This is a genomic window from Campylobacter concisus (genome assembly GCF_003048575.1).
Lineage (GTDB): Bacteria > Campylobacterota > Campylobacteria > Campylobacterales > Campylobacteraceae > Campylobacter_A > Campylobacter_A concisus_U.
Map to the genome: position 1 here is coordinate 125,584 of NZ_PIRZ01000003.1, position 23,854 is coordinate 149,437.

Annotated in this window: 22 protein-coding genes; all 22 read left to right on the forward strand. The window is 40.0% G+C overall.

Features of this window, described 5'->3' with window-relative positions; translation table 11 throughout:
* Window positions 1-30 precede the first annotated feature (30 nt).
* The 22 genes from CVS84_RS04820 to hisA all read left to right on the forward strand — a co-directional run bounded on the left by CVS84_RS04820 (window position 31) and on the right by hisA (window position 23,799).
* Window positions 31-1,089 carry an NAD-dependent epimerase gene (locus CVS84_RS04820; protein WP_107691387.1) on the forward strand — a complete coding sequence of 353 codons (1,059 nt, stop codon included), beginning with the start codon at window positions 31-33 and terminating at the stop codon, window positions 1,087-1,089.
* 9 nt (window positions 1,090-1,098) lie between these two features.
* Window positions 1,099-1,677: a DNA-3-methyladenine glycosylase I gene (locus tag CVS84_RS04825; RefSeq protein ID WP_107691388.1), complete on the forward strand. Its 579-nt coding sequence runs from the start codon at window positions 1,099-1,101 to the stop codon at window positions 1,675-1,677.
* Window positions 1,677-2,525 carry a DNA ligase gene (locus CVS84_RS04830; protein WP_107691485.1) on the forward strand — a complete coding sequence of 283 codons (849 nt, stop codon included), beginning with the start codon at window positions 1,677-1,679 and terminating at the stop codon, window positions 2,523-2,525. Before CVS84_RS04825 ends, CVS84_RS04830 begins: the two co-directional genes overlap by 1 nt.
* A gap of 80 nt (window positions 2,526-2,605) precedes the next feature.
* Window positions 2,606-3,589, forward strand: a complete 984-nt coding sequence (gene galE / locus CVS84_RS04835; RefSeq protein WP_107691389.1) for a UDP-glucose 4-epimerase GalE — start codon at window positions 2,606-2,608, stop codon at window positions 3,587-3,589.
* 8 nt (window positions 3,590-3,597) lie between these two features.
* Window positions 3,598-4,920: a UDP-glucose dehydrogenase family protein gene (locus CVS84_RS04840; protein WP_107691486.1), complete on the forward strand. Its 1,323-nt coding sequence runs from the start codon at window positions 3,598-3,600 to the stop codon at window positions 4,918-4,920.
* The gene (locus tag CVS84_RS04845; protein WP_107691390.1) at window positions 4,917-5,357 is read left to right on the forward strand and encodes an ecotin family protein; all 441 of its coding nucleotides are present in this window, start codon (window positions 4,917-4,919) and stop codon (window positions 5,355-5,357) included. The genes CVS84_RS04840 and CVS84_RS04845 overlap by 4 nt, the downstream gene beginning before the upstream one ends.
* A complete protein-coding gene (locus CVS84_RS04850) occupies window positions 5,354-6,586 on the forward strand; it encodes a nucleotide sugar dehydrogenase (protein WP_107691391.1) in 1,233 nt (410 codons plus the stop codon). The genes CVS84_RS04845 and CVS84_RS04850 overlap by 4 nt, the downstream gene beginning before the upstream one ends.
* 8 nt (window positions 6,587-6,594) lie before the next feature.
* Window positions 6,595-8,721, forward strand: a complete 2,127-nt coding sequence (locus CVS84_RS04855) for an STT3 domain-containing protein (RefSeq protein ID WP_107691392.1) — start codon at window positions 6,595-6,597, stop codon at window positions 8,719-8,721.
* Window positions 8,721-10,238, forward strand: a complete 1,518-nt coding sequence (locus CVS84_RS04860) for an MATE family efflux transporter (RefSeq protein WP_107691393.1) — start codon at window positions 8,721-8,723, stop codon at window positions 10,236-10,238. Before CVS84_RS04855 ends, CVS84_RS04860 begins: the two co-directional genes overlap by 1 nt.
* Window positions 10,239-11,000, forward strand: coding sequence for a glycosyltransferase family 25 protein (locus CVS84_RS04865; RefSeq protein ID WP_107691394.1), 762 nt, complete (start codon window positions 10,239-10,241; stop codon window positions 10,998-11,000).
* A complete protein-coding gene (locus tag CVS84_RS04870; protein WP_107691395.1) occupies window positions 11,001-11,933 on the forward strand; it encodes a glycosyltransferase family 2 protein in 933 nt (310 codons plus the stop codon).
* Window positions 11,930-12,988 carry a glycosyltransferase gene (locus tag CVS84_RS04875; RefSeq protein ID WP_107691396.1) on the forward strand — a complete coding sequence of 353 codons (1,059 nt, stop codon included), beginning with the start codon at window positions 11,930-11,932 and terminating at the stop codon, window positions 12,986-12,988. The genes CVS84_RS04870 and CVS84_RS04875 overlap by 4 nt, the downstream gene beginning before the upstream one ends.
* Entirely contained in the window at window positions 12,985-14,028 is a 1,044-nt protein-coding gene (locus CVS84_RS04880) for a glycosyltransferase (protein WP_107691397.1), read from the forward strand. The genes CVS84_RS04875 and CVS84_RS04880 overlap by 4 nt, the downstream gene beginning before the upstream one ends.
* Window positions 14,025-15,149 (forward strand): glycosyltransferase, encoded by a 1,125-nt coding sequence (locus CVS84_RS04885; RefSeq protein ID WP_107691398.1) that lies wholly within the window; start codon window positions 14,025-14,027, stop codon window positions 15,147-15,149. Before CVS84_RS04880 ends, CVS84_RS04885 begins: the two co-directional genes overlap by 4 nt.
* Window positions 15,142-17,241: an STT3 domain-containing protein gene (locus tag CVS84_RS04890; RefSeq protein ID WP_107691399.1), complete on the forward strand. Its 2,100-nt coding sequence runs from the start codon at window positions 15,142-15,144 to the stop codon at window positions 17,239-17,241. The genes CVS84_RS04885 and CVS84_RS04890 overlap by 8 nt, the downstream gene beginning before the upstream one ends.
* A gap of 2 nt (window positions 17,242-17,243) precedes the next feature.
* The gene (gene pglA, locus CVS84_RS04895) at window positions 17,244-18,359 is read left to right on the forward strand and encodes a N,N'-diacetylbacillosaminyl-diphospho-undecaprenol alpha-1,3-N-acetylgalactosaminyltransferase (protein ID WP_107691400.1); all 1,116 of its coding nucleotides are present in this window, start codon (window positions 17,244-17,246) and stop codon (window positions 18,357-18,359) included.
* Window positions 18,352-18,957, forward strand: coding sequence for an undecaprenyl phosphate N,N'-diacetylbacillosamine 1-phosphate transferase (gene pglC / locus CVS84_RS04900; protein ID WP_107691401.1), 606 nt, complete (start codon window positions 18,352-18,354; stop codon window positions 18,955-18,957). The genes pglA and pglC overlap by 8 nt, the downstream gene beginning before the upstream one ends.
* Complete coding sequence (gene pglD, locus CVS84_RS04905) at window positions 18,944-19,534, forward strand: UDP-N-acetylbacillosamine N-acetyltransferase (RefSeq protein WP_107691402.1); 591 nt, start codon at window positions 18,944-18,946, stop codon at window positions 19,532-19,534. The genes pglC and pglD overlap by 14 nt, the downstream gene beginning before the upstream one ends.
* Before the next feature lie 50 nt (window positions 19,535-19,584).
* A complete protein-coding gene (gene pglE / locus CVS84_RS04910; RefSeq protein ID WP_107691403.1) occupies window positions 19,585-20,676 on the forward strand; it encodes a UDP-N-acetylbacillosamine transaminase in 1,092 nt (363 codons plus the stop codon).
* The gene (gene pglF / locus CVS84_RS04915) at window positions 20,677-22,461 is read left to right on the forward strand and encodes a UDP-N-acetylglucosamine 4,6-dehydratase (configuration-retaining) (RefSeq protein WP_107691404.1); all 1,785 of its coding nucleotides are present in this window, start codon (window positions 20,677-20,679) and stop codon (window positions 22,459-22,461) included.
* 16 nt (window positions 22,462-22,477) lie between these two features.
* Window positions 22,478-23,089, forward strand: a complete 612-nt coding sequence (hisH, locus tag CVS84_RS04920; RefSeq protein WP_107691405.1) for an imidazole glycerol phosphate synthase subunit HisH — start codon at window positions 22,478-22,480, stop codon at window positions 23,087-23,089.
* Window positions 23,089-23,799, forward strand: coding sequence for a 1-(5-phosphoribosyl)-5-[(5-phosphoribosylamino)methylideneamino]imidazole-4-carboxamide isomerase (hisA, locus tag CVS84_RS04925; RefSeq protein ID WP_087579121.1), 711 nt, complete (start codon window positions 23,089-23,091; stop codon window positions 23,797-23,799). The genes hisH and hisA overlap by 1 nt, the downstream gene beginning before the upstream one ends.
* Window positions 23,800-23,854 lie beyond the last annotated feature (55 nt).

Consider the following 23,854-nt stretch of genomic DNA (forward strand, 5'->3'; position numbering starts at 1 on the left):
CTAAAATAAGCCAAAAATGAAAGGAAAAATATGAAAATTTTAGTAACTGGAACAGCTGGATTTATAGGATTTCACTTGGCAAATGCACTCATAAAAAGAGGCGATGATGTCGTCGGATATGACGTGATAAATGACTATTACGACGTAAATTTAAAGCTTGCACGCCTAAAAACGGCTGGCTTTGAGACTAGCGAGATAGATTATGGCAAGTTTATCACCTCAAAAACACATCCGAATTTAAAATTTATAAAAGCCGACCTCGCTGATGAAAAGACTATGAAAGAGCTTTTTGCTAAAGAAAAATTTAACGTAGTGGTAAATTTAGCCGCACAAGCAGGCGTTCGCTACTCGCTTATAAACCCAAAAGCTTACATAGACAGCAACATCACAGGCTTTATGAATATCCTAGAGTGTTGCCGTCATAATGAGATCAAAAACCTAGTCTATGCAAGCTCTAGCTCGGTTTATGGCTTAAATGAGAACATGCCATTTTCTACGCATGAGGCGGTAAATCACCCTATAAGCCTCTACGCAGCGACTAAAAAGAGCAACGAGATGATGGCGCACACTTATAGCCACCTATTCAACGTACCAACGACTGGACTTCGCTTTTTTACGGTGTATGGACCATGGGGACGCCCTGATATGGCGCTATTTTTGTTTGTCGACGCTGCACTTAAAGATAAAACTATCGACGTCTTTAACTACGGCAAGATGAAGCGTGACTTTACCTACGTGGACGACATTGTAAAGGGCATCATTAAGTGCATCGACAACCCTGCTAAGCCAAACCCAGCTTGGGATGCGAAACACCCAGACCCAGCCACTTCAAAAGCGCCATTTAAGGTCTATAATATCGGCAATAATAGCCCAGTCGAGCTCATGGACTACATCAAGGCGGTTGAGATAAAGATCGGCCGCGAGATCAAGAAAAATTTCCTCCCACTTCAAGCAGGCGACGTGCCAGCGACATTTGCAGACGTGAGCGACCTTGTAGCGGACTTTGACTACAAGCCAAATACAAAAGTAAACGACGGCGTGGCTAAATTTGTTGAGTGGTACTGCGAGTTTTACGGAGTTAAAATTTAAGGGACGCAGATGAAGCGATGTGAATGGGCAAAAGGCGAGCTTGATATAGCTTACCACGATAACGAGTGGGGCAAAGTCGTAAAAGAAGATAGAAAATTTTTCGAAATGATAGTTTTGGAAGGCTTTCAGGCGGGACTTTCGTGGCATGGAGTGCTTCAAAAAAGAGAGGCTATGAGAGAGGCGTTTGATGGCTTTGATCCAGAGAAGATCAAGCTTTACGGCGAGGCTGAGATAGCGAAATTTATGCAAAATGAGAGGCTGATCCGTAATAGATTAAAACTAAAATCACTCGCTATAAATGCCCTTGCATTTTTATCCGTAACGCAAGAATTTGGTAGCTTTTATGACTATCTTTGGGGATATTTGTTAAGAAAATTTGACCCAAAATTTGACGGCAAGCAGATCATAAATCACTATCAAGATATCAAACAAGTGCCAGCCACTACGCCGATGTCTGATTTTGTGGCAAAGGAGCTAAAAAAGCGAGGGTTTAAATTTTTAGGCTCTGTTAGCACCTATGCGTTTTTGCAAAGTGTGGGCGTTGTAGACGATCATATGGATTATTGCTTTTGCAAGGCAAAAGCTTGATTAGAATATTTTTTGCGGTTTTAGTCCTTTTAAATTTTGCATTTACTCTTGATTTGCTGCGCCTTAGCGAGTATAAAGATCAAAATGTCTCAGGCTGGCTAGCTAGCGAAAAGCTTGATGGCGTGCGTGCTTACTGGAACGGAGAGAATTTACTATCAAGACAGGGCAAAAAGCTAAATGCACCGCTAAGTTTTACTAAAAATTTCCCAAAATTTGCACTTGATGGCGAGCTTTACGCAAAGGAGCTTAAGTTTGAAGAAATTCAAGCAACAGTGATGGATAAGTTGCCCGATGAAAAAGCTTGGCAGAGGTTAAAATTTCATATTTTTGATGTGCCTGAGGCAAATGGTGGCTTGCTTGATAGGCTTGAAGTTTTAGCTAAATTCCTAAAAAATGAGCCAAATGAAAACTTAATCATCATAAAGCAGATAAAAATGCGTGATAATGCTCAGTTTTTAAAATTTACAGAGGACATTATTGTAAAAGGCGGCGAGGGAGCAGTCGTACGTGAGCCAAATGCACCGTACGAGCGAAAAAGAAGCAAAAATGCACTGAAATTTAAAAAATTTAAAGATGCCGAGTGTGAAGTAATCGCTATAAATAAAGGTAGCGGCAAATACGCAAAATTTGCTGGCTCGCTTACCTGCAAAGCGCTTGGTGGCAAGCAGGGTGAAGAAAAAGCTGACGAGCCAAAATCTGGCACTATCTTTAAAATAGGCTCAGGACTAAGCGATGAAAAGCGCCGAAATCCCCCAAAAATAGGCTCTATAATTACATATAAATTTCAAAATTTAACTGCTAATGGCAAGCCAAGATTTCCAATATTTTTAAGGGTTAGAGAAGATTAAAATTTATTCAAAAGCCTTGCTTTACTTTTGCTTTACCCTATTTTTGATAAAATTAACCACTTTTTACGAAAGGCTTAAACTTGAAAATTTTAGTAACAGGTGGTGCTGGATACATCGGCAGCCACGTAGTAAAAGCACTTTTAAGGCAAGGTAAAGATGAGATAACCATCATCGATAATCTCTGCAAAGGCTCACAAAAAGCACTTGAGGCGCTCCAAAAAATCGGAAATTTTAAATTTATAAACGCAAATTTAGAAGATGATCTAAGTGAAATTTTTGAAAATGGTAAATTTGATGCGATCATCCATTTTGCAGCGTTTATAGAGGTTTTTGAGAGTATGAGTGAGCCGCTAAAATACTATCTAAACAACACCGCAAACGTTGCGAGGGTGCTAAGATGCGCAAAAACTTATAATGTAAATAAATTTATATTTAGCTCAACTGCTGCAGTTTACGGCGAGCCAGATGTGGCGGAGGTTAGCGAAACAACGCCTACTATCCCTATAAATCCATACGGTAGAAGCAAACTCATGAGCGAGCAGATCATTAAAGATTATGCCGCTTCAAATGAAAATTTCAAATTTGCAATACTTCGCTACTTTAATGTCGCAGGAGCGGATGAGGAGGGGCTTATCGGTCAAAACTATCCAAACGCTACGCACCTTATCAAAGTAGCTGTGCAAACTATACTTGGCAAGCGCGAGAGTATGGGCATCTTTGGCGATGATTACGCGACAAAAGATGGTACATGTGTAAGAGACTACATTCACGTTAGTGACCTAGCAGATGCTCACATAAGTGCGCTAGAGTATATCGGTCAAAATGGAAGTGAAACTTTTAACGTGGGATACGGCAGAGGATTTAGCGTAAAAGAGGTTATCGAGACCGCAAAAGAGGTGAGTGGGGTAAATTTTAAGGTGCTAAATGCGCCAAGAAGGGACGGCGACCCAGCTATCCTTATCTCAAATGCGAGCAAACTGCGCTCGCTAACAAGCTGGAAGCCAAAAAGAGACGATCTAACACTCATCATAAAAACTGCCCTTGAATGGGAAAAGAAAATTTAAGGATAAGCATGAAAGTAGCTGTGATTGGGACTGGATATGTTGGGCTAGTAAGTGGCGCATGCTTTGCTAAAATGGGCAACAGCGTGATCTGCATCGATGTTGATAGCAAAAAGATCGAAGCGCTAAAAAACGGTGTCGTGCCGATATATGAGCCAGGGCTTGCTGATATCGTGAGCGAGTGCTACAAAAATGGTTCGCTTAAATTTAGCACGCAGATAACTGAGGCGCTAGAGCATGCAGATGTGCTATTTATCGCAGTTGGCACACCTATGGGAGCTGATGGACAGGCGGATTTAAAATATGTGCTTTCAGTTGCTAAATCTATCGGAGAAAATTTAAGCAAACCGCTAATCGTAGTTGATAAATCAACCGTTCCAGTGGGTACTGGAGCTAAGGTGCACGAGGTGATCGAGGCTGAGCTTAAAAAGAGAAATGTAGAGGTTAAATTTGAAGTCGTTTCAAACCCAGAGTTTTTAAAAGAGGGCGCTGCGGTTGAGGATTTTTTAAAGCCAGATCGCGTGGTTATCGGAGCTAGTAGTGAGTGGGGCTTTAGCGTGATGAGAGAGCTTTATGAGCCATTTATGAAAAATCACGACAGGCTCATTTGCATGGACGTAAAGTCAGCCGAGATGACAAAATACGCTGCAAATTCGATGCTGGCAACAAAGATAAGCTTCATAAACGAGATAGCAAATATTTGTGAACGCGTGGGTGCTGATGTAAATTTGGTGCGAAAAGGTATCGGCAGCGACTCAAGGATCGGTTATAGCTTCATCTATCCAGGTTGTGGATACGGTGGCAGCTGCTTTCCAAAAGACGTCGAGGCACTCATCTACACAGCTAGGCAAAATGGATTTGAGCCAGAGCTTTTAAGTGCGGTTGAGTCAAGAAATAAGGCTCAAAAAAGAGTTCTGTTTGATAAAATTTATAACTTCTTTGGCGGCGATCTAAAGGGCAAGACGATTGCGCTTTGGGGGCTTGCGTTTAAGCCAAACACAGACGATATGCGCGAGGCTAGCTCGCTAACTTTGATAAAGCTTTTGGATGAAGCTGGCGCAAAAGTGGTCGCTTACGATCCAAAAGCGAGCGAAGAAGCTAAAAAATATATGCCAAATTTAGATATAAAATACGCTAAAAATAAATATGACGCGCTTAATAACGCCGATGCTATGGTGCTTGTGACTGAGTGGAGTGAGTTTAGATCGCCTGATTTTATGGAGATCAAAGAGAGGCTAAAAAATGCCGTTATTTTTGATGGACGCAACCAATACAACGCTAAAATTTTAGCCGAGCATGGATTTAAGTATTTTCAAATCGGAGTAAAGGCATGAGAAAATTTTTACTTTTTATCGTAGCTTGCGTGCTTCCGTTTGCGCTTTTTGCAGGCGAAAACGCGCCAAAAACCGAGGAAAATATTTTTGAGTTACCTATCTCAAAGATGCCGCCTGATTATTTTAAATACGAAGTCGCATTTTTTAAAGAGATAGAAATCGACTGCAACTTCGCCTTTTTGCTCGGTGGAAAGCTCGAGGAAAAAGAAGACGCACACGGGATTTATTACGAATTTAATGGCGGTGATAAGCTAGCGCAAACGATGATGCTCTGCAAGGACGGAAAGAAAAAGAGGCGGGTTTATTATGAGCTCACTAAAATTTTACCAGGCGTTAGCCCTATTAGAATCATAACTCCAAAAGGTATAAGTGCGGAAATAAGAATGTATGAACGCGTAAAAAAGATAGAAGCAAAAAAGAAAGGAAAAAGTAAATGAAAATAGCAGTAGTAGGACTTGGATATGTTGGACTTCCACTTGCAGCAGCTTTTAGTGAAAAGTACGAAGTAGTGGGCTTTGATGTAAATGCAAAGCGTATAGAAGAGCTTAAAAGTGGCTATGATAGAACGCTTGAACTTAGCAATGAGCAGATGAAAAAAGCGATCGATAATGGCATGAAATTTAGCCTAAATTTAGATGACATCAGAAGTTGCAACTTCTTCATCGTAACCGTCCCAACTCCGATAGATAAGAACAAGCGCCCTGATCTAACTCCAGTCGTAAAAGCGACTGAGAGTGTGGCAAAAGTGCTTAAAAAAGGCGACATCATTGTTTATGAAAGCACCGTTTATCCAGGTGTTACAGAAGAAATTTGCGTGCCACTTCTTGAAAAGAGTGGGCTTAAATTTAACAAAGATTTCTTCTGCGGCTACTCTCCAGAGCGTATAAATCCAGGTGATAAAGAGCACACAGTGACAAAGATCAAAAAGATCACAAGCGGCTCAACTCCAGAGATCGCTGATAAGGTCGACGAGGTCTATCGCTCGATCATCACGGCGGGCACGCACAAAGCGCCAACTATCAAGGTCGCCGAGGCCGCCAAAGTCATCGAAAACACGCAGCGCGATATAAATATCGCCTTTATAAACGAGCTTGCGATGCTTTTTGAAAAGCTTCATATCAACACTATTGACGTGCTTGAAGCTGCTGGCACGAAATGGAATTTCTTAAATTTCCGCCCAGGTCTAGTTGGCGGACACTGCATCGGCGTAGATCCATATTATCTAACTCACAAAGCTCAAGAGGTAGGTTATCATCCTGAAATGATCCTAGCAGGTCGCCGCATCAACGATGATATGGGCAGATATGTAGCTGATCAAGTGATAAAACTAATGATAAGAAAAGGTGTGCTTATCAACAAAGCTCGCGTGCTTGTCCTTGGTATGACATTTAAAGAAAACTGCCCAGATATAAGAAATTCTCGCGTTATAGACGTGGTCGATGAGCTAAAAGATTTTGGCTGCAAGGTTGATGTGACTGATCCTTGGGCTGATAGCGCTGAGGTAAAACACGAGTATGGCTTTGATCTAGTAAAAGAGTATAATCTAGATGACTACGACTGCATAGTGATTGCCGTAGCTCACAATGAGTTTAAAAGGCTAAATTTAAAAGGTTATTTAGTTTACGATATAAAAAATATCTATCCAGAGGCTGACGCTAGGCTATAAGGAATTTAGTGCACAAAGTAAGCGTAAATTGTAAAATTTTACTTATATTTCTAGCCGCTTATCTGTTTGGATTTGCGGCCAGGATGCTCTGGGTATTGTGGGCAAAGGATATGCCAGAGTTTTACTTTAACGGCGAATTTATGCTTACGACAAATGACGCATACTACTACGCAGAAGGCGCTAGAGATATGCTGGCTGGCTTTCATCAGCAAAATGACTTTAGCCCCTTTAATCACCCAATCTCAACCATAGTTTTTTATATTTGCAAAATTTTTCCTTTTAAGATCGAAAGCGTGATGTTTTACATGAGTGCCTTTTTGACTCCTCTTATCACACTTCCAGTTGTTTTGATATCAAATGAGCTTAAAGTGCTAAAAGCTGGGGCTGTGGCTGCGTTTATGAGCGTTATCTTGCCAAGCTATCTTTCAAGGACATCGCCTGGATATTTTGATAGTGATATGTTAAATGTCACATTTGCACTTTTTATTATCTATTTTTTGATCAGGCTTTTAAACACAAATGAACAAAAATTTATCGTTTTGCCTGGAGTCTTTGTATCGCTTTATCTTTGGTGGTATCAAAGCTCATATGCACTTATTTTAAGTATTTTCTTTATGTTTTTACTATATACGCTAGTTTTTATGCGAGATAGATTGCAAAATTATCAAGCGATATTTTTTATGTTTATAAGCATCGTAAGCTCAAATATTTTTACTAAAGATCCACTAATAGCAAATAAAATTTTGGTTTTAAATTTAGCAGTTATTGCTTTATTTTTCTCTCTTTTTTGCAAATATAAAAATTTACTCTCAGCTAGAAATTTAGCCATTTTTCTTACTTTAATGCTAGCTATTTTTATCTATTTTGGTGGTTTTGATTTCATTACTTCAAAAATGGGTATTTATGTTTTTAAAGGTAATGAAATTCTTAGCGATAAATTTCACTTTATAAATGAATATAATTTCATCAGCGAAGTAAAAAGTGCTAGTCCTTTGTATTTTATATATTTCATGTCAGGAAATATTCTTATACTGCTGGCAGCTATTATTGGATACTTATTACTTTGCTTGAAATTTCGTCCATTCTTACTTACATTACCAATGCTTGGACTTGGACTCCTATCTTTCTTTGGTGGAGTTAGATTTGTTATGTACGTAACACCACTTGTTGCACTTGGTTTTGGGTATTTCTTGTATTTTTTTTTAAATTTATTTGATCTTAGAAATTCTATTAAAAATTTATCACTTTTGGTTTTTGTCGTAGCCGCTCTTGCTATAAATTTAGATTTTGCTTATTCATATAGGCCAAAGACTGTAATTAGCCGTGATGAAGCAATGGCGCTTGATGGGCTCAAAAAGGTAGTAAAGCGTGATGATTATGTATTTTCATGGTGGGATTATGGGTATGCTATAAGATATTTTGCTGATGTCATGACTTTAAACGATCCTGGCAGACAAGGTGGCGAAAATAATTATTTTGTTAGCCTTGCTTTGAGAAAAGATGAGGCATTTTCGGCTAGACTTGCAAGAGTGGCAGTTACGTATAATGACATCTCGCTTGAGCAAAATGTAAGGCCAATAGATAAAATTTTAAAAGACTACAACACAAGCGATATAAATACTTTTTTAAGTCAGCTTGAAAGCGAAAATTTCACTCTGCCAGCTGCAAAAAAAGAGGTTTTTTACTATCTTGTGCCAAATATGATTGACATCGCACCAAATATCTTTAGATATAGCTATATCGACGTCGCAACCGGCAAAAAACAAAAAGAGGATTTTTACCATGTTAGTGCATTAAATGGCATTGGTGAAGCTGGTATCGACCTTGGAGACGGCTATACTTTGCCTACAAATGAGCAAAAATTTATCATGCATAACAGCGAAAAAATAGCCGTAAAATCATTTTATAAAGTAAAAGGTGCTGGAAGAGATTTGCGAATAGATGAAAAAATCATAGATGAAAACGCCAAAATTTATGTGGTTTTTTTGGAAGATTATGCGCGGATATTATTGCTTGATGAAAATGCTTTTAACTCATCTTTTGTGCAGCTTTTTATATTTGAAAAGGCCGATGATGGATACTTTGAGCCATTTATCATTTCAAATGGCGTAAAAATTTACAGGTTAAAAATCTAATGCTAATCAATCTAATAAGCTCGATCGTCGTTTTTGTCGTATCAATGGGCATAAATTTCTTTCTTACGCCATTTATCTTAAAAAGTCTTGGCAACGAGGCATTTGGCTTTGTGGGACTTAGCAACGCCATAGTTAGCTACGCAGCAGTCGTGAGCGTGGCGATAAACTCGGTTAGTGGGCGCTTTGTCGCTCATGCGTGGCACAAAAATGACCTAAGCCTTGCAAACACCTACTACTCATCAGTGCTTGTTGTAAATATCTTCTTTTGCGCTGTTGTAGTGGTGCTTAGTTCGGTTTTTATCATAAATTTGCAAAGCTTTTTAAATGTCCCTGAAAATTTACTCTTTGACGTGAGAATAACCCTTGTTTTTTACTTTATAAATTTCTGCGTTGGGCTATTTAACGGCGTTTTGACGGTTTGCGCCTTTGTGACAAACAAGCTCTATCTACTCTCCATCAGAAACGCCATCTCAAGCGCGATCCTAGCAGCCCTCATCGTGGCGCTCTTTTTCTTTTTTAAGCCCTTTATCTCATACATCGCCATTTCAGCGCTAGTTGCTAGCCTTTTTGTCTTTTTTAGTACCATTTTTATGTCAGCTCGCATCACGCCGGAGCTAAAATTTAGCCTTAGCAAATTTGACTTTTCTAAGATCAAAGAGCTTTTAAGCTCTGGCATTTGGAACAGCTTTAATGCGCTAAATCGCATACTTTTAACTGGTATGGACCTTTTTATTTGCAACATTTTCGTAAATGCAAACGCCACCGGCCTTCTTTCAGTCGCCAAGGCCGCTCCTATCATACTTGAGAGCTTTGTAGCGCAGCTTAGTGGTATCTTTGCGCCAAAATTTGTCGAGCTTTACTCTAAAAATTTGATCACTGACCTCATAAAAGAGGCTAAATTTTCAATGAAGGTGATCGCCTTTGTGATGAGCGCTCCGGCTGCATTTTTCGTCGTTTTTGGGCTTGATTTTTACACGCTTTGGTTGCCATTTAAAAGTGCGGACGAGATAAAATTTATCTATAACGTCTCGATGATCACGCTTGTGCCGATCGTTTTTATAAGCTTTGTTTTTTCGCTTTTTAACCTTGATAGTGCGACAAACAAGCTTCGCCGACCAGCCATTGCCAACACTATCCTTGGCGTTAGCACGATCATAGCGCAGATCGCGCTGCTTAAATTTAGTGACTACGGCGTTTATGGCATTGTCATCGTCGCAGCCATTTTTTATAGCATAAGGATTCTCGGCTTTGACCTCATAAACGCTGCTTTAAATTTAGAGGTAAAGCTCACCACCTTTTATGGGGTCTATTTTAAAAATTTAGCCGTTTTTGCGCTTTGCGTGCTTGCGATGTTTGCCTGCAAAGACTTTGTGAGCTTAAATAACTGGCTAAAATTTCTGTTTTTTGCTGCAATATACGCCGGTGCAGCTTATATTTTGGGATATTTCTTATTTTTTAATGGCTTCGAGAGAGGCATAGTCTGGCGTAAAATTTTAAAAAAATTTAAAAGGTCTTAAATGAATGAAATTTATCTGATCTCTTTGGCTAAAGACACCAGAAGACGCGAGCTTTTGCAGCAGAAATTTAGCTCTTATGATAGCTTTAATCTAATAGACGCAGTGGACGGCAGGGAGCTAAATGCAAAGGAGTACTACAAGATCATTTCGCCATCATTTAAAGCTTACGGCAAGGTTTTAAGCCCAGCAGAGGTTGGCTGTTCGCTCTCGCATATGAAGACCTACGAGGCATTTTTGGCAAGTGAAGCCAAATTTGCCCTCATCTTTGAAGACGACGTTATAGGAGATGATAATGCCATAAAAGAGGCCTTTTTGGCAGCTAGCAAGATGCCTGAAAACAGCGTGCTCATATGTGGCATGCAAGATGGGCTGGAAGGCAGGTTTAGCGCCTTTGGTAAAAAGGTGGATACTAGCCTAAGTAAGCCGCTTTGGCAGGTCTCAAAGCACTCATTTTCAAGCATTTATAGAGCAGGGGCTTATGTGCTAACCAAAAAAAGTGCTAAAAATTTGCTTGAAATCCACAAAAATGTGCTTTGTACGACCGATGTTTGGGACTATTTGCTTGGCGTTAATGATATGCAGATGTATTTTTGCGATCTTTTTGCGCATCCAACAGATCTTAGTGGTTCAAACATCGAGGGCGAGCGCCTTGAGAGAGGATATAGCGCAAATTTAAAGGCCTATATAAAAACAATTAAATTTATACTTTTCTCAAGGCTTGAAAAGCTTCAAGGCTATGAGAGAATTTTTAAAAGGGGCTAAATGAGCGAGCCATTAATCAGCATCGTAACCGCGACTTACAAGCGTCCAGAGCTTTTAAAAAAGGCCATAAAAAGTGCTCTAGCTCAAAGCTATAAAAACCTAGAGATCATAGTCACTGACGACGGCGATGACGAGAGTGCGAGTGAAATTTGCAAGAGTTTTAACGACGCTAGGATCAAATTTGTAAAAAATAGCGCTCACAAAAAGAGCCCAAATGGCAATAAAAATAACGGCTTTGACAACGCAACAGGCGAGTTTGTCTGCTTGCTCGATGATGACGATGAGCTTTTACCAGAGGCGATTGCCCAGTGCTATGAAATTTTAAAAAGTGGCGAGTATTCGTGCGTTTTTGCAGACGCTATCTGCGAGAAAGATGGCGTGATGACCGAGGTCGTGGCTGGTAGAAGCCCATATAGCAAGAGTGGGGCGATGAGTAAGGTTGATTATCACTGCGGGCGGATAAATGGCGAGTATTTTAAGCTTTTTTCACGTGAATTTATAGACGGCTTTAGGTTTGACGAGAGCAGTTTTGGTGGCGAAAATGAGCTTTACATCCGCTTTTTTGAAAAAAATGTCTTCTATCTTAAAAAGCCACTTTATATCTACCGCATCGCAAGAAGCGATAGTGCTACGCTAAATGCCGGCAAACACGCGCTAAATGTGGCAAACGCTTACATTAAAACTGCAAATTTGCACTACGACATTGCTATAAAAAATGAGCCAAAATTTCTAGCTATGCAGTATAAGAACGCCGCTTACTACGCCAAAATAGCGGGCGAATATGGCCTTATGCTAAGGTGTATCTTTAAAAGTCTTAGCATTAAATTTAGTAAAGAAGCGTTTATATTTTTACTGCTTAGTCCACTCCCAAGTGGCATTTTACCAGCACTCTCAAGGCTTAGAGTAAAAATCAAACAAAGGTTTGGCGTATGAAGATATTATTTGTCACATCAACGCTTAGAAGTGGCGGTGCGGAGCGAGTTTGCGCGGTGATCGCGTCAAGGTTTAGCTTGGATCACGATGTAAGCCTTGTTAAATTTGACAAGGACGAGCCATTTTACGAGCTAGCAAGTGGCGTAAAGCTCATAAATTTAGGCGTTGGGGCTGACGAGCTTGGCTTAATTGGAAATTTAAAAAAGAGAGTTTTAAAGGTGCTTGCTTTAAGAGCGCTCATAAGAGAGGGCAAATTTGACGCTGTGATATCCTTTTTAGACGCCGTAAATACCTTGGTACTCTTTAGCTCAGCTGGGCTAAAAACGCCTATAATCATAAGCGAGCACACAAACTACCTTGCGCCAAAAAGAGCCATTTTTAAGGTGCTAAGACGCATAAGCTATCCATTTGCAAACGCACTTAGCGTCTTAAGTGACGAGGATTTTGGTTACTATTCGAAATTTTGCAAAAATGTGATGAAAATTTATAACCCACTCTTTGAAGAGGTACGCAGTGAGAGCTTTACTAAAGAAAATTTAGTCATCTTTGTTGGCAGGCTAAATAAGATAAAAAACTGCGAAATGTTTGTAAGAGTGGCTGCAAATTTAGAGCAAAGCGGCTATAAATTTGCTGTCGCTGGAGATGGCGGCGAGAGGGCAAATTTAGAAAATTTAGCCAAAAGCTTGGGCGCTGATGTAGAGTTTTTAGGCAATGTAAGCGACATCGCCTCGCTTTATAAAAGGGCAAAGGTACTGCTCTCTTGCTCAAATTTCGAGGGTCTTGGAAATACCTTGATAGAGGCGATAAACTATGACTGCGTGCGGGTCGCGACTAGCACAAGCGGGGCAAAAGAGCTTATAAAAGATGGTTTTGATGGCTTGCTATGCGAGATAAATGATGCAGAGCAGATGAGCGAAAAGCTTGCAAATTTGCTGCAAGATGAAGCAAAAATAAGTGAATTTGCCAAAGATGCAAGGGCTAGACTTGATGAGTTTAGCGTGGAGCAAATTTATAAAAAATGGCTGGAGCTTTTAAGGCTTGGAGGTGTGAAGTGAAAATTCTTTTTGTTATCGCCGCACTTAGAAATGGTGGGGCTGAGCGCGTGCTAAACGTGCTAGCAAATGAGCTTAGCAAAGACAATGAGATCACTATCGCCCTGCTTGAAGAGGATCTTGGACTTTATAAATTTAGTGAAAAGATAAATATCATAAACCTTAACGTCACTGGCTCAGGGCTGGCTTTAAAATTTAAGAAAATCCTCGCTCTTAGAGTGCTTTTTAAAGAGCAAAGGGCTGATCTGATAATGAGCTTTATCGACTGGACAAACGTCGCTTGCGTGCTGGCAAATTTGGGGCTAAAGAGCAAACTAATAGCAACCGAGCATCACGAGCACAGCTACTTAAAAAGCAAAATCGCAAGCGCTATGCGTGATATTAGCTACCGCTTTATAGATGGCCTAAGCGTGCTAAGCAAAAGTGACTACGACTACTATAAATTTGCCAAAAATCGCGAGGTTATCCACAACCCACTTTTTATCGATGTGCCTGAAATTTGTGAGAAGCAAAATGTCATCCTAAGCGTGGCAAGGCTGGAGGCGGTAAAGGGCTATGATGTCTATTTTGAGGCACTTAGCAAGGTGAGTAAGAGCTTGCTTGATGGCTGGGAGATAAAGATCGCAGGCAGTGGCAGGCAAGAAGTGCAGCTAAAGCAAATGGCGTCAAATTTAGGGCTTAACGTCAAATTTTTAGGTCATATGAGCGATGTTAGCAAGCTTTATAGTGAGGCAAAAATTTTTACTCTTTGCTCACGAAGTGAGGGGCTTTCAAATGTGCTAATAGAATCAGGCGCTTTTGGTTGCGCTAGGCTAAGTAGCGACACCGTGGGCGCAAGGGAGCTTATTAGAGAGGGCATAGACGGGCTTATCTTTAAAAATGGCGACGCAGATGATCTAAAAGATAAGCTTGAAATGCTTTTAAAAGATGAAAATTTAAGGCAAAAACTAGCAAAAAACGCCAGCGAAAGTGCAAATTTATTTAGCAAAGAAAATATCATAAAGCAGTGGCGAGAATTTATAAAAAAGGTTGTTAGCAAGTGAAAAAATTAGCCGTTTTTTTATACTCTATGGGGCCTGGTGGGGCTGAGCGAAATGTGGCAAATTTACTGACATTTTTGATAAAACGTTATGAAGTTCATCTCATCTTAATGAGTAAGGTCATCGCTTACGAGATCCCAAGCGAGGTGCAGATCCACTTTATAGAAAATAGCGATCCTTATGAGAGCGGGCTAAAGAAGCTTGCAAGGCTCTTTTTGGCGATGCCAATGCTAGCGTTTAAGTATAAAAAGCTTTGTCAAAATTTAGGCGTCGACATGCAGTTTGTGCTGATGAATCGCCCATGCTACATCGCTGGGGTTGCTAGGATTTTAGGGCTAAAGGCTAGGCTGGTTATCAGCGAGCGAAGCTGTCCATCGATCCTATATAAAGACGATTTAAGCGGACGAGTTAATAAATTTTTACTCACTCATCTTTATAAAAAGGCTGATCTCATTTTGGCAAATGCAGCTGGCAACAAAGAGGATCTGGTGCGAAATTTTGGTATGAGCGAGGCAAAAACAAAGGTGCTTTATAACGCCCTTGATCTAAAAACTATAAATTTACTAAAAAATCAGCCGCTAGAGAGTGATTTTAAGCCATTTTTCATAAACATTGGACGTCTTGATAGCGGTAAAAATCAAGCCATGCTAATAAAAATAATAGCTTCGATTAACGACCCTCGTGCCACGCTTGGCATCCTTGGCAAAGGGCCTTTAAAAGATGAGCTGCAAAATTTGATAGATGAGCTTGGCGTGGGAGAGCGAGTAAGGCTTCTTGGCACTGATAAAAACCCTTTTAGGCACATAAAAAACGCTTTGTGCTTGCTTTGTGCTTCGCGTTTTGAGGGCTTTTCAAACGTCTTGCTTGAAGCGCTAGCATGCGAAAAAACTATCATTTCAACCGAGCACAAGAGCGGTGCAAAAGAGCTTTTGGGCGATAGTGAGTTTGGCATTTTAGTGCCTGTTGATAACGAAAATGCGATGAAAGAGGCGATGATAAAAGTGCTTAACGAGTCAAAGATAAGGCAAAATTTTGAAAATGTTGCGTATAATCGGGCTAAATTTTTTGATAGTGAAAATATAGGGAGCGAGCTTATAAATTTTTTGGAAAATCCTAATGAATAGAAATTTGTTTTTTAAAAATTACTCTTTATACCTTATGATATTTGTCGCAGTCATCTTTGGCATGGTTTGCAGGCTTTACTGGGTCTTTTGGGCGAGCGAGTATCCGGTATTTTTCTGGAACAACGAGCTGATGATCAGCACAAACGACGGCTATGCATTTGCCGAGGGCGCAAGGGATATGCTGGCTGGCTTTCACCAAGAAAATGACCTTAGCTACTACGGCTATCCGCTTTCCACACTTACTTACTGGATCGTGAAATTTCTGGGCGTCAAGCTTGAGACGGCGATGATTTATATGAGTGTATTTTTCTCATCGCTTGTGACTGTGCCAGTTATCCTGATTGCAAATGAGTATAAACTCAAATTTGCTGGCTTCATCGCCGCACTTCTTGCTGTCATAGCAAACAGCTACTACAATCGCACAATGGCAGGATATTACGACACTGACATGCTCATCATCACACTTAGCGTCTTTGTCGTCTGGGGGCTTGTTAGAGTGCTTGAAAAAAAGGACGCAAAGAGCCTAATAATCGCACCCTTAAGCGCACTTATTTATATGTGGTGGTATTCAAGTGCTTTTTCGCTTATTAGTATTTTAATTGCGTTATTTTTAGTTTACACACTTATTTTTGATAGGAAAAATCCTCTTTTTTATCTTGAAATTTCGCTGCTTTTACTTGCCATTTCAAATCTTGATCTAATACTTAAATTTGCTATAATATTTGTATTTTATGCACTCTGTCTTTTTAAAAAAGAGATAATAAATTTAAAATTTGCTCTTGGTGTTTTAACTATTGTTTTTGCTGTTTTTGCGATTCGTGGCGGGCTAAATCCGATAATCTTTCAGCTTAAATTTTACGTCTTTAGAGATGCGCCTGAAGTTGGCGGCATGAGCTTTCACTTTTTTAATGTCAATCAAACCATCCAAGAGTCAAGCATCGTTGATTTTACGCTATTTTGCGAGAGGATCAGCGCAAATGTCATCACATTTTTGATCTCGCTTGCTGGCGTTGCTCTTTTTTGCTTTAAATACCGCTCATTTGCTGTTTCACTTGGCATGCTGGCACTTGGCTTTTTGGCATTTAAAAGCGGTCTTAGATTTACCATTTATGCTGTGCCTATCATGGCACTTGGCTTTGGCTATTTAGTGGAGTTTATACTTTCAAATTTAAAGTTAAAAGGAGCGGTGCTAAATCTTGCGAGAGCTTTTATAACCGTGCTTGCTCTTACTCCAGCGCTCATTCATATTTATGGTTACAAAGCTGAGCCGGTTTTTGTGCACAAAGAGGTTGAAATTTTAAACAAGCTAAAAGGCATCGCAGGACGCGAGGACTACGTGGTTGCATGGTGGGACTATGGATATCCGATTAGATATTACAGCGATGTTAAGACGCTCATTGACGGCGGAAAGCACCTTGGACGTGAAAATTTTGCCGTGAGTTTTGCGCTTGGAAGCGATGAAATGAGCTCGGCAAATATGGCAAGACTTGATGTTGAGTACACAGAGAGAAATTTTAAAGAGCGATTTAATGGCAATTTGGCTCAAATTTTAAAAGAGAGAAATGCAAGCATTGATCAGTTTTTTAGCGATATAAAAGAGGCAAATTTTAGCCTGCCAGCAAAGACTAGGGATATTTACTACTACTTGCCAGATAGGATGCTTGGTATTTTTCCGACCATTTTGCAGTTTAGCAAGATCGATTTAAAAAGTGGTAAAAATTTAAACAACGGCCTTTTTATCGTCACAAGAGCGATCTCACAAAATGAACAAGGCATCAGGCTAAGCGGTGGATTTACACTATCAAGTGATGTTATAAATTTGATCTATGAAAACAACGTCTTGCCGCTAAGATCTTTCATAGAGACCGACTACGACGAGTCTGGCAAGCTAAATGTCAAAGAGTATAAAAATAACGAACTCTCAAACATTTCTGTCATTTTTATGAGAGACTATGGCAGGTTTATCATCCTTGATGAGAGCATTTTAAATAGCGCCTACATCCAACTTTTCGTGCTAGAAAGATATGATCCAAAAGTTTTTGAGCCAGTTATACTTGACGGGGCGACAAAAGTTTATAGGCTAAAGAGGTAGAGATGGCAAGGATAGGGTTTTTAAGCCACGCTGATATGAGCATACACTTTTTTAGACGGCCCATTATGCAGGCTTTAAAAGATATGGGGCATGAGGTTTTTGCTATCGCTCCAAGAGGAAATTTTACTGGCGAGCTTGCTAAAAGCTTTAATGCCGTTACCTACGAGCTTGATAAGGCGAGCCTAAATCCGCTAACCGTGATAAATAACTCAAAAAAACTATCTCAAATTTTAGGTGAGCTAAATTTAGACCTGCTGCAAACTGGCGCTCACAAGTCAAATGTCTTTGGCACGTTTGCCGCTAAAAATGCTGGCATAAAGCACGTTATAAATTTGGTTGAAGGGCTTGGCAGCTTTTATATCGATGATGATATTAAAACAAAGGCCGTGCGTTTTGTCATGGAGAGCCTTTATAAGCTCTCTTTTGCAAAAGCTGATGCTTGTATCTTCGTAAATGACGCAGATCCAGACTATCTGATCTCTAGAAATTTGATAGATAAAAGCAAAGTGTACCGCATAAAAAGTGTCGGTGTGGATACTGCTAAATTTGACCCAGCCATCACGCAGGCGGCTGACCTTGGCGAAAAAAAGGTCATTTTAATGATCGCAAGGGCTATGTGGCACAAGGGCGTTCGTGAATTTTACGAGGCAGCTGAAATTTTAAACGGCTATAAAAACTGCGAATTTGTCTTTGTTGGCGAGGGCTTTAGTGGCAATAAATCAACCGCGGACGAGGCCTTTTTAAAAGGTAGCAAAGTGCGCTATTTGGGAGCAAGAAACGACATACCGCAGCTTTTAAAGGCCTCTTATTTACTGGCACTTCCTAGCTATAAAGAGGGCTTTCCAAGAACGGTTTTAGAGGCGATGAGTATGGCAAAAGCAGTCGTCGTAAGTGATGTTACAGGCTGTAATGAAGCTGTAAAAGAGGGCTACAACGGACTTTTATGCAGAGTAAAAGACGCAAACGATCTTGCTAGTAAGATAAAAATTTTGCTTGATGACGAAGCGCTTTGCGCTAAGCTTGGGCAAAATGGCAGGAGCTGGGCGGTGAGCGAGTTTGACGAGAAGCAAATCGCAAAAAGATATATAGAAATTTATAGGAAATTTATAGATGTATAGAAATTTTTTAAAAAGAGTGATTGATATCTTTGGTGCTTTGTTTTTGCTCATTTTAACATCACCTATCATCATAGCAACGGCGATCTTTATCTATTTTAAGGTAAGCCGCGATGTTATTTTTACGCAGGCAAGACCAGGGCTAAATGAGAAAATTTTTAAAATTTATAAATTTAAGACGATGAGTGACGAGCGTGACGCAAATGGCGAGCTCTTGCCAGATGAGCAGCGACTTGGTAAATTTGGCAAACTGATCCGCTCGCTCAGCCTTGATGAACTACCACAGCTATTTAACGTAATAAAGGGCGACATGAGCTTTATTGGACCAAGGCCGCTTTTGGTTGAGTATCTACCCATCTATAACGAAACGCAAAAGCACCGCCACGACGTACGCCCAGGTATCACGGGCCTAGCGCAGGTAAATGGTAGAAACGCCATAAGCTGGGAGAAAAAATTTGAATACGACGTCTATTACGCTAAAAATTTAAGCTTTATGCTTGACGTAAAGATTGCCTTACAGACAATAGAAAAGGTGCTAAAGCGAAGTGGTGTTAGCAAAGAGGGGCAGGCGACGACGGAGAAATTTAATGGCAAAAACTAAGAAAATTTACATCTACGGAGCGAGCGGCCACGGCCTTGTGGTCGCTGACATCGCTAGAAACAATGGCTATGATGAGATAGTTTTTTTAGATGATGCGAGTGAGCGTAAATTTAGCCCAGAGCTTAAAAAAGCAGACATCATAATAGCAATCGGTGAAAACAAAACTAGAGAGATGATAAGTAAAAGAGTCGAGGCTGCTGGCTTTGAGATAGTAAATTTGATCCATAAAAGCGCGGTTGTGAGTGAAAGTGCCGTGCTAGAAAAGGGCGTGGTCGTCATGCCAAATGCTGTGATAAACGCAAAAGCCCATATAAAAGAGGGCGCTATCATAAACTCTGGCGTAGTGATAGAGCATGAGTGCGTGATAGGCAAATTTGCTCACATCAGCCCAAATGCAGCTCTTGCTGGAAATGTGAGCGTGGGCAAATTTACGCATGTTGGCATTGGCTCAAGTGTAATTCAAGGCATAAGCATCGGCAACAACTGCATCATAGGTGCTGGAAGCGTGGTGGTAAGAGATATAAAAGATGGCATAAAGGCGTATGGCGTGCCTGCATGCGAGCGCGCTAAGATATAAAATTTAAAAATAAGTGCTAAAATCGCTAAAAAATCACGAAAGGTATGAACATGGATAGGGTTTTTTTATCTCCGCCAAACATGAGTGGAAAAGAGCAGGAATATATAAAAAAAGTATTTGAAAGCAACTATATAGCGCCACTTGGTGAGTATGTAAATAAATTTGAAGAAAGTATAAAAAACTACACTGGAGCAAAAGATGCGCTAGCACTATCTGCAGGAACTGCGGCACTTCACCTAGCACTTCGCGTCCTTGGCGTGAAAGAGGGCGACTTTGTGCTAGCTTCTAGCTTTACTTTCATGGCTTCAGTCTCGCCTATACTTTACGAAAAAGCAACTCCAGTCTTTATAGATAGCGACGAGAGCTGGAATTTAAGCCCAGAACTACTAAAAAAAGCGATATCAAATTTACCTAAAAAGCCAAAGGCATTAGTCGTTACTCATCTTTACGGACAAGCTTCAAAGATGAAAGAAATTTGCGAAATTTGCCAAAACGAGGGTATCGCTTTGGTAGAGGACGCAGCTGAGGCACTTGGTGGATTTTACGCTGGCAAGGCGCTTGGCACATTTGGTGTGATGGGAGCATATAGCTTTAATGGCAACAAGATCATCACCACTTCAGGCGGCGGTATGCTAGTTGGAGATAGCGAATTTGTGGAAAAAGCTAGATTTTACAGCACGCAAGCAAGAGAGCCGCTACTTCACTACGAGCACAAAGACTATGGCTACAACTACCGTTTAAGCAACGTTCTAGGCGCTATTGGTGTGGCTCAGATGGAAGTTTTGGAAAAAAGAGTTGAGCAAAAGAGAAAAGTTTTTGAAATTTATGAAAAAGAGCTTGGTGACGTTTTAGAATTTATGCCAGAGCTAGCAAATTCTCGTGGCAACAGATGGCTCACAACTGGCATTTTTGCTAAAAAAGATGCACATTTAAAGGTTATAAAAGCGCTAGCTGATGAGAACATCGAGAGTCGCCCACTTTGGAAGCCTATGCACATGCAGCCTGTATTTAAGGGCGCGCTAAGCTTTGTTGATGGTTGCAGTGAAGATCTATTTTCAAGAGGAATTTGCTTGCCAAGCGGTAGTGATATGAGCGAGGAAACGCAAGCAAGAGTGATCAAACTAGTCAAGGAAAACGCCTAAATGTTTCATGCAACAAAGTTAAAAAGGCTTATATTTTTCCTTACTGGTGATGTTTTTATATTTGCGTTTTCGATATATGCGGCTTATCTTTTGAGATTTAACGCAAACATCCCAGATATCTACGTCCAGGGCCTTTTTGTAACGGCTGGATTTTTGATTATTTTTAAGCTATTTTTTATGTGGATGTTTAAAATTTACAAGGTGCCGTGGAGATTTTTTGGATTAAATGAGGCTAGAAAAATTTTCTTAGCTCACATTTGCTCAGCGGTTTTGTTTACGATCATATTTTTCATAATACAAGACTTCTTTAATCCATACCCAAGAAGCGTTATTTTCATCGATCTTCTAATTTCATGCCTACTTATTGGACTTTTGAGAATTTCAAAGCGTATGGTGCTTGACTTTTCAAATAGACCTCGCAAAGGTGAGCCTTGTATCGTTATAGGTGCGACATCAAAAGCGCTTCACGTTTTGCGTGGCTTAAAGCAAGGGTATCTTGATTATTACGCAGTTGGCGTGGTAGATGGTAGGAGTGATCTTGTGGGCACTTATTGTGATGGATTTTTGGTGCAAGATAAAAAAGAGATACCAAATTTGATAAAAGACTACGAGGTAAAGACCGCTATCATTGCGCTTGCACTAGATCAAGACGAGCTTCAGGCCTTAGTTGATGAGCTAACGGGGTACGGCATAAGAGATATGAAACTATTTTCACTTATTGAGAATGAGCCGATCAAGGATATCTCTATCGAAGATTTGCTCGCTAGAAAGCCAAAAGACCTAAATCCTGAAGCTATCTCAAATTTTTTAAAAGACAAAAAAGTGCTTGTTACTGGAGCCGGTGGCAGTATTGGAAGTGAAATTTGTAAGCAGTGCTTAAAATTTGGAGTAAGTGAGCTTGTAATGGTTGAGCACAGTGAGTTTAACCTTTATAAAATAGGCGAAGATACAAAAGATAAAAGGACTATCAGTAAGCTTGTAAACATCACAAATTTAAAGGACTTTGAAGAAGTTTTTGCTGACTTTAAACCTGAGATTGTTATCCACGCAGCAGCATATAAACACGTGCCACTTTGTGAGCTAAACCCTCGCTCGGCTGTCGAAAACAATATCCTTGGCACAAAAAATGCTGTCGATCTTTCAAAAAAATATGGCGTTAAAAAATTTGTCATGATCTCATCAGACAAGGCCGTACGCCCAACAAATATAATGGGCACAACTAAGCGTGTTTGTGAGCTTTATGCTTTAAATTCAAATGAAGCAGGTGTCTGTGAGATAGTTTGCGTTCGCTTTGGAAATGTCCTTGGCTCAAGCGGTTCTGTCATACCAAAATTTAAAGCACAAATTGCCGCAAATAAGCCACTAAGTGTTACTCACCCAGAGATTACAAGATATTTTATGCTCACATCTGAAGCGTGTCAGCTGGTACTTCAAGCTGCCTCTATTGCAGAAGGTGGTGAGCTTTTTGTGCTTGATATGGGCGAGCCAATCAAGATTGTCGATCTGGCTAAAAAGATGCTGCTTCTTTCAAATAAAGAGCATTTAGGTATCGAATTTGTAGGACTTAGGACGGGCGAGAAGCTTTATGAGGAGCTACTTATTAACAAAGACGATGTTCAAACCAAGTATGAGTCGATCTTTGTGACGCATTCACAGCCATATGATTTAGTGCTTTTAAATTCGCAGATCAATGAGCTTTTGGAACTAGAAGATGATAGTGAGATCGCATCTGCGCTTAAAAAGATCGTTCCTGAGTTCAATCACGCATTAAATTTAAAAGGCTAATTAGAGGCAAAGAACAATGATAGCGATAATTGACTATGGAGCTGGAAACATCAAAAGCGTGATAAATGCTTTTGATTTTCTTGACAAAAAATGTGCCTTAGTGAGTAAGCCTGAAAATTTAAAGGAGTATTCGCACATTGTTTTGCCAGGCGTTGGAGCTTTTGGTGAGGCGATGACAAAGCTAAAAAATAACGGCATGGACGAAGCCGTAAAAGAAGCTGTAAAAAGCGGCAAAGCTTTTATTGGTATTTGCCTTGGTATGCAGCTTTTATTTGAGCGAAGCTTCGAGTTTGGCGAGCATAAGGGACTTTCTCTTTTGCCCGGCGAGGTCGTAAAATTTAATGAAACTAATTTCGATAAGCCATTAAAAATACCTCACATTGGCTGGAACGCTTTGGAATTTAAGCAAAATAGTCCATTAAATTTAGGACTAAAAAAGCTTGAGTATTTATATTTTGTACACAGCTATCACGTGGTTTGTGATGATAAATTTGCACTGGCAAAGACGACTTATGGATATGAATTTACAAGTGCGGTTTGGCATGAAAATATCTTTGGCTTTCAGCCTCATCCAGAAAAAAGTCATGAAGCTGGACTTAAAATTTTAGAGAATTTTGCGAGGTTGTGATGGAAATTTTTCCAGCGATTGATTTAAAAGAGGGGCAAGCAGTTAGACTTAGCAAAGGTCTTATGCAAAGTGCAAAAATTTATAGCAACGAGCCAAGTGAACTTGCTAAGAAATTTGAAGATTATGGCGCAAAATGGCTTCATGTGGTTGATTTAGACGGTGCATTTGCTGGAGAGACGATAAATTTTAAAACAATTGAAAAAATTACAAAGGCTACAAATTTAAGCGTCCAAGTAGGTGGTGGCATAAGAGATGAAGAGCGAATAAAACGCTATTTAGACCTTGGAGTTAGCAGAGTGATCCTTGGCTCAGTAGCTCTTAGAGATCCAGAATTTACAGCAAAAATGGCTGAAATTTATAGAGTTGTAGTCGGCATTGACGCAAAAGATGGCTACGTGGCCGTGCAAGGTTGGGGCGAGATCTCAAATATAAAAGCAGTCGATCTTGCAAGAAAATTTGCAGATGTTGGTGTGGAAGCTGTGATTTGCACCGATATTAACAAGGATGGAATGCTTGGCGGAGTAAATGTTGAGTTTAGCTTGCAAATAGCTAGAAATAGCAAGCTTGAGACAATAGCAAGTGGTGGCGTGAGTGATATAAATGATATTTTGATGCTAAAAGCCACAAATGAGATTAGTGGCGTAATAGTTGGGAAAGCCTACTATGAGGGGTTGCTTGACCTAAAAGAGGCCTTTAAACTACTTAGATAGCGTTAAAGCTTTTATAAATTTAAATTAGCTAGAATAGGGCAATTTTTACTAAAAG

What these genes read in the sequence shown, in the direction of transcription:
- CVS84_RS04820 (WP_107691387.1), top strand. Translation starts at nt 31, where the DNA reads ATGAAAATTTTAGTAACTGGAACAGCTGGATTTATAGGATTTCACTTG.
- CVS84_RS04825 (WP_107691388.1), top strand. Translation starts at nt 1,099, where the DNA reads ATGAAGCGATGTGAATGGGCAAAAGGCGAGCTTGATATAGCTTACCAC.
- CVS84_RS04840 (WP_107691486.1), top strand. Translation starts at nt 3,598, where the DNA reads ATGAAAGTAGCTGTGATTGGGACTGGATATGTTGGGCTAGTAAGTGGC.
- CVS84_RS04845 (WP_107691390.1), top strand. Translation starts at nt 4,917, where the DNA reads ATGAGAAAATTTTTACTTTTTATCGTAGCTTGCGTGCTTCCGTTTGCG.
- CVS84_RS04850 (WP_107691391.1), top strand. Translation starts at nt 5,354, where the DNA reads ATGAAAATAGCAGTAGTAGGACTTGGATATGTTGGACTTCCACTTGCA.
- CVS84_RS04860 (WP_107691393.1), top strand. Translation starts at nt 8,721, where the DNA reads ATGCTAATCAATCTAATAAGCTCGATCGTCGTTTTTGTCGTATCAATG.
- CVS84_RS04865 (WP_107691394.1), top strand. Translation starts at nt 10,239, where the DNA reads ATGAATGAAATTTATCTGATCTCTTTGGCTAAAGACACCAGAAGACGC.
- CVS84_RS04870 (WP_107691395.1), top strand. Translation starts at nt 11,001, where the DNA reads ATGAGCGAGCCATTAATCAGCATCGTAACCGCGACTTACAAGCGTCCA.
- CVS84_RS04875 (WP_107691396.1), top strand. Translation starts at nt 11,930, where the DNA reads ATGAAGATATTATTTGTCACATCAACGCTTAGAAGTGGCGGTGCGGAG.
- CVS84_RS04890 (WP_107691399.1), top strand. Translation starts at nt 15,142, where the DNA reads ATGAATAGAAATTTGTTTTTTAAAAATTACTCTTTATACCTTATGATA.
- pglA (WP_107691400.1), top strand. Translation starts at nt 17,244, where the DNA reads ATGGCAAGGATAGGGTTTTTAAGCCACGCTGATATGAGCATACACTTT.
- pglC (WP_107691401.1), top strand. Translation starts at nt 18,352, where the DNA reads ATGTATAGAAATTTTTTAAAAAGAGTGATTGATATCTTTGGTGCTTTG.
- pglD (WP_107691402.1), top strand. Translation starts at nt 18,944, where the DNA reads ATGGCAAAAACTAAGAAAATTTACATCTACGGAGCGAGCGGCCACGGC.
- pglE (WP_107691403.1), top strand. Translation starts at nt 19,585, where the DNA reads ATGGATAGGGTTTTTTTATCTCCGCCAAACATGAGTGGAAAAGAGCAG.
- pglF (WP_107691404.1), top strand. Translation starts at nt 20,677, where the DNA reads ATGTTTCATGCAACAAAGTTAAAAAGGCTTATATTTTTCCTTACTGGT.
- hisH (WP_107691405.1), top strand. Translation starts at nt 22,478, where the DNA reads ATGATAGCGATAATTGACTATGGAGCTGGAAACATCAAAAGCGTGATA.
- hisA (WP_087579121.1), top strand. Translation starts at nt 23,089, where the DNA reads ATGGAAATTTTTCCAGCGATTGATTTAAAAGAGGGGCAAGCAGTTAGA.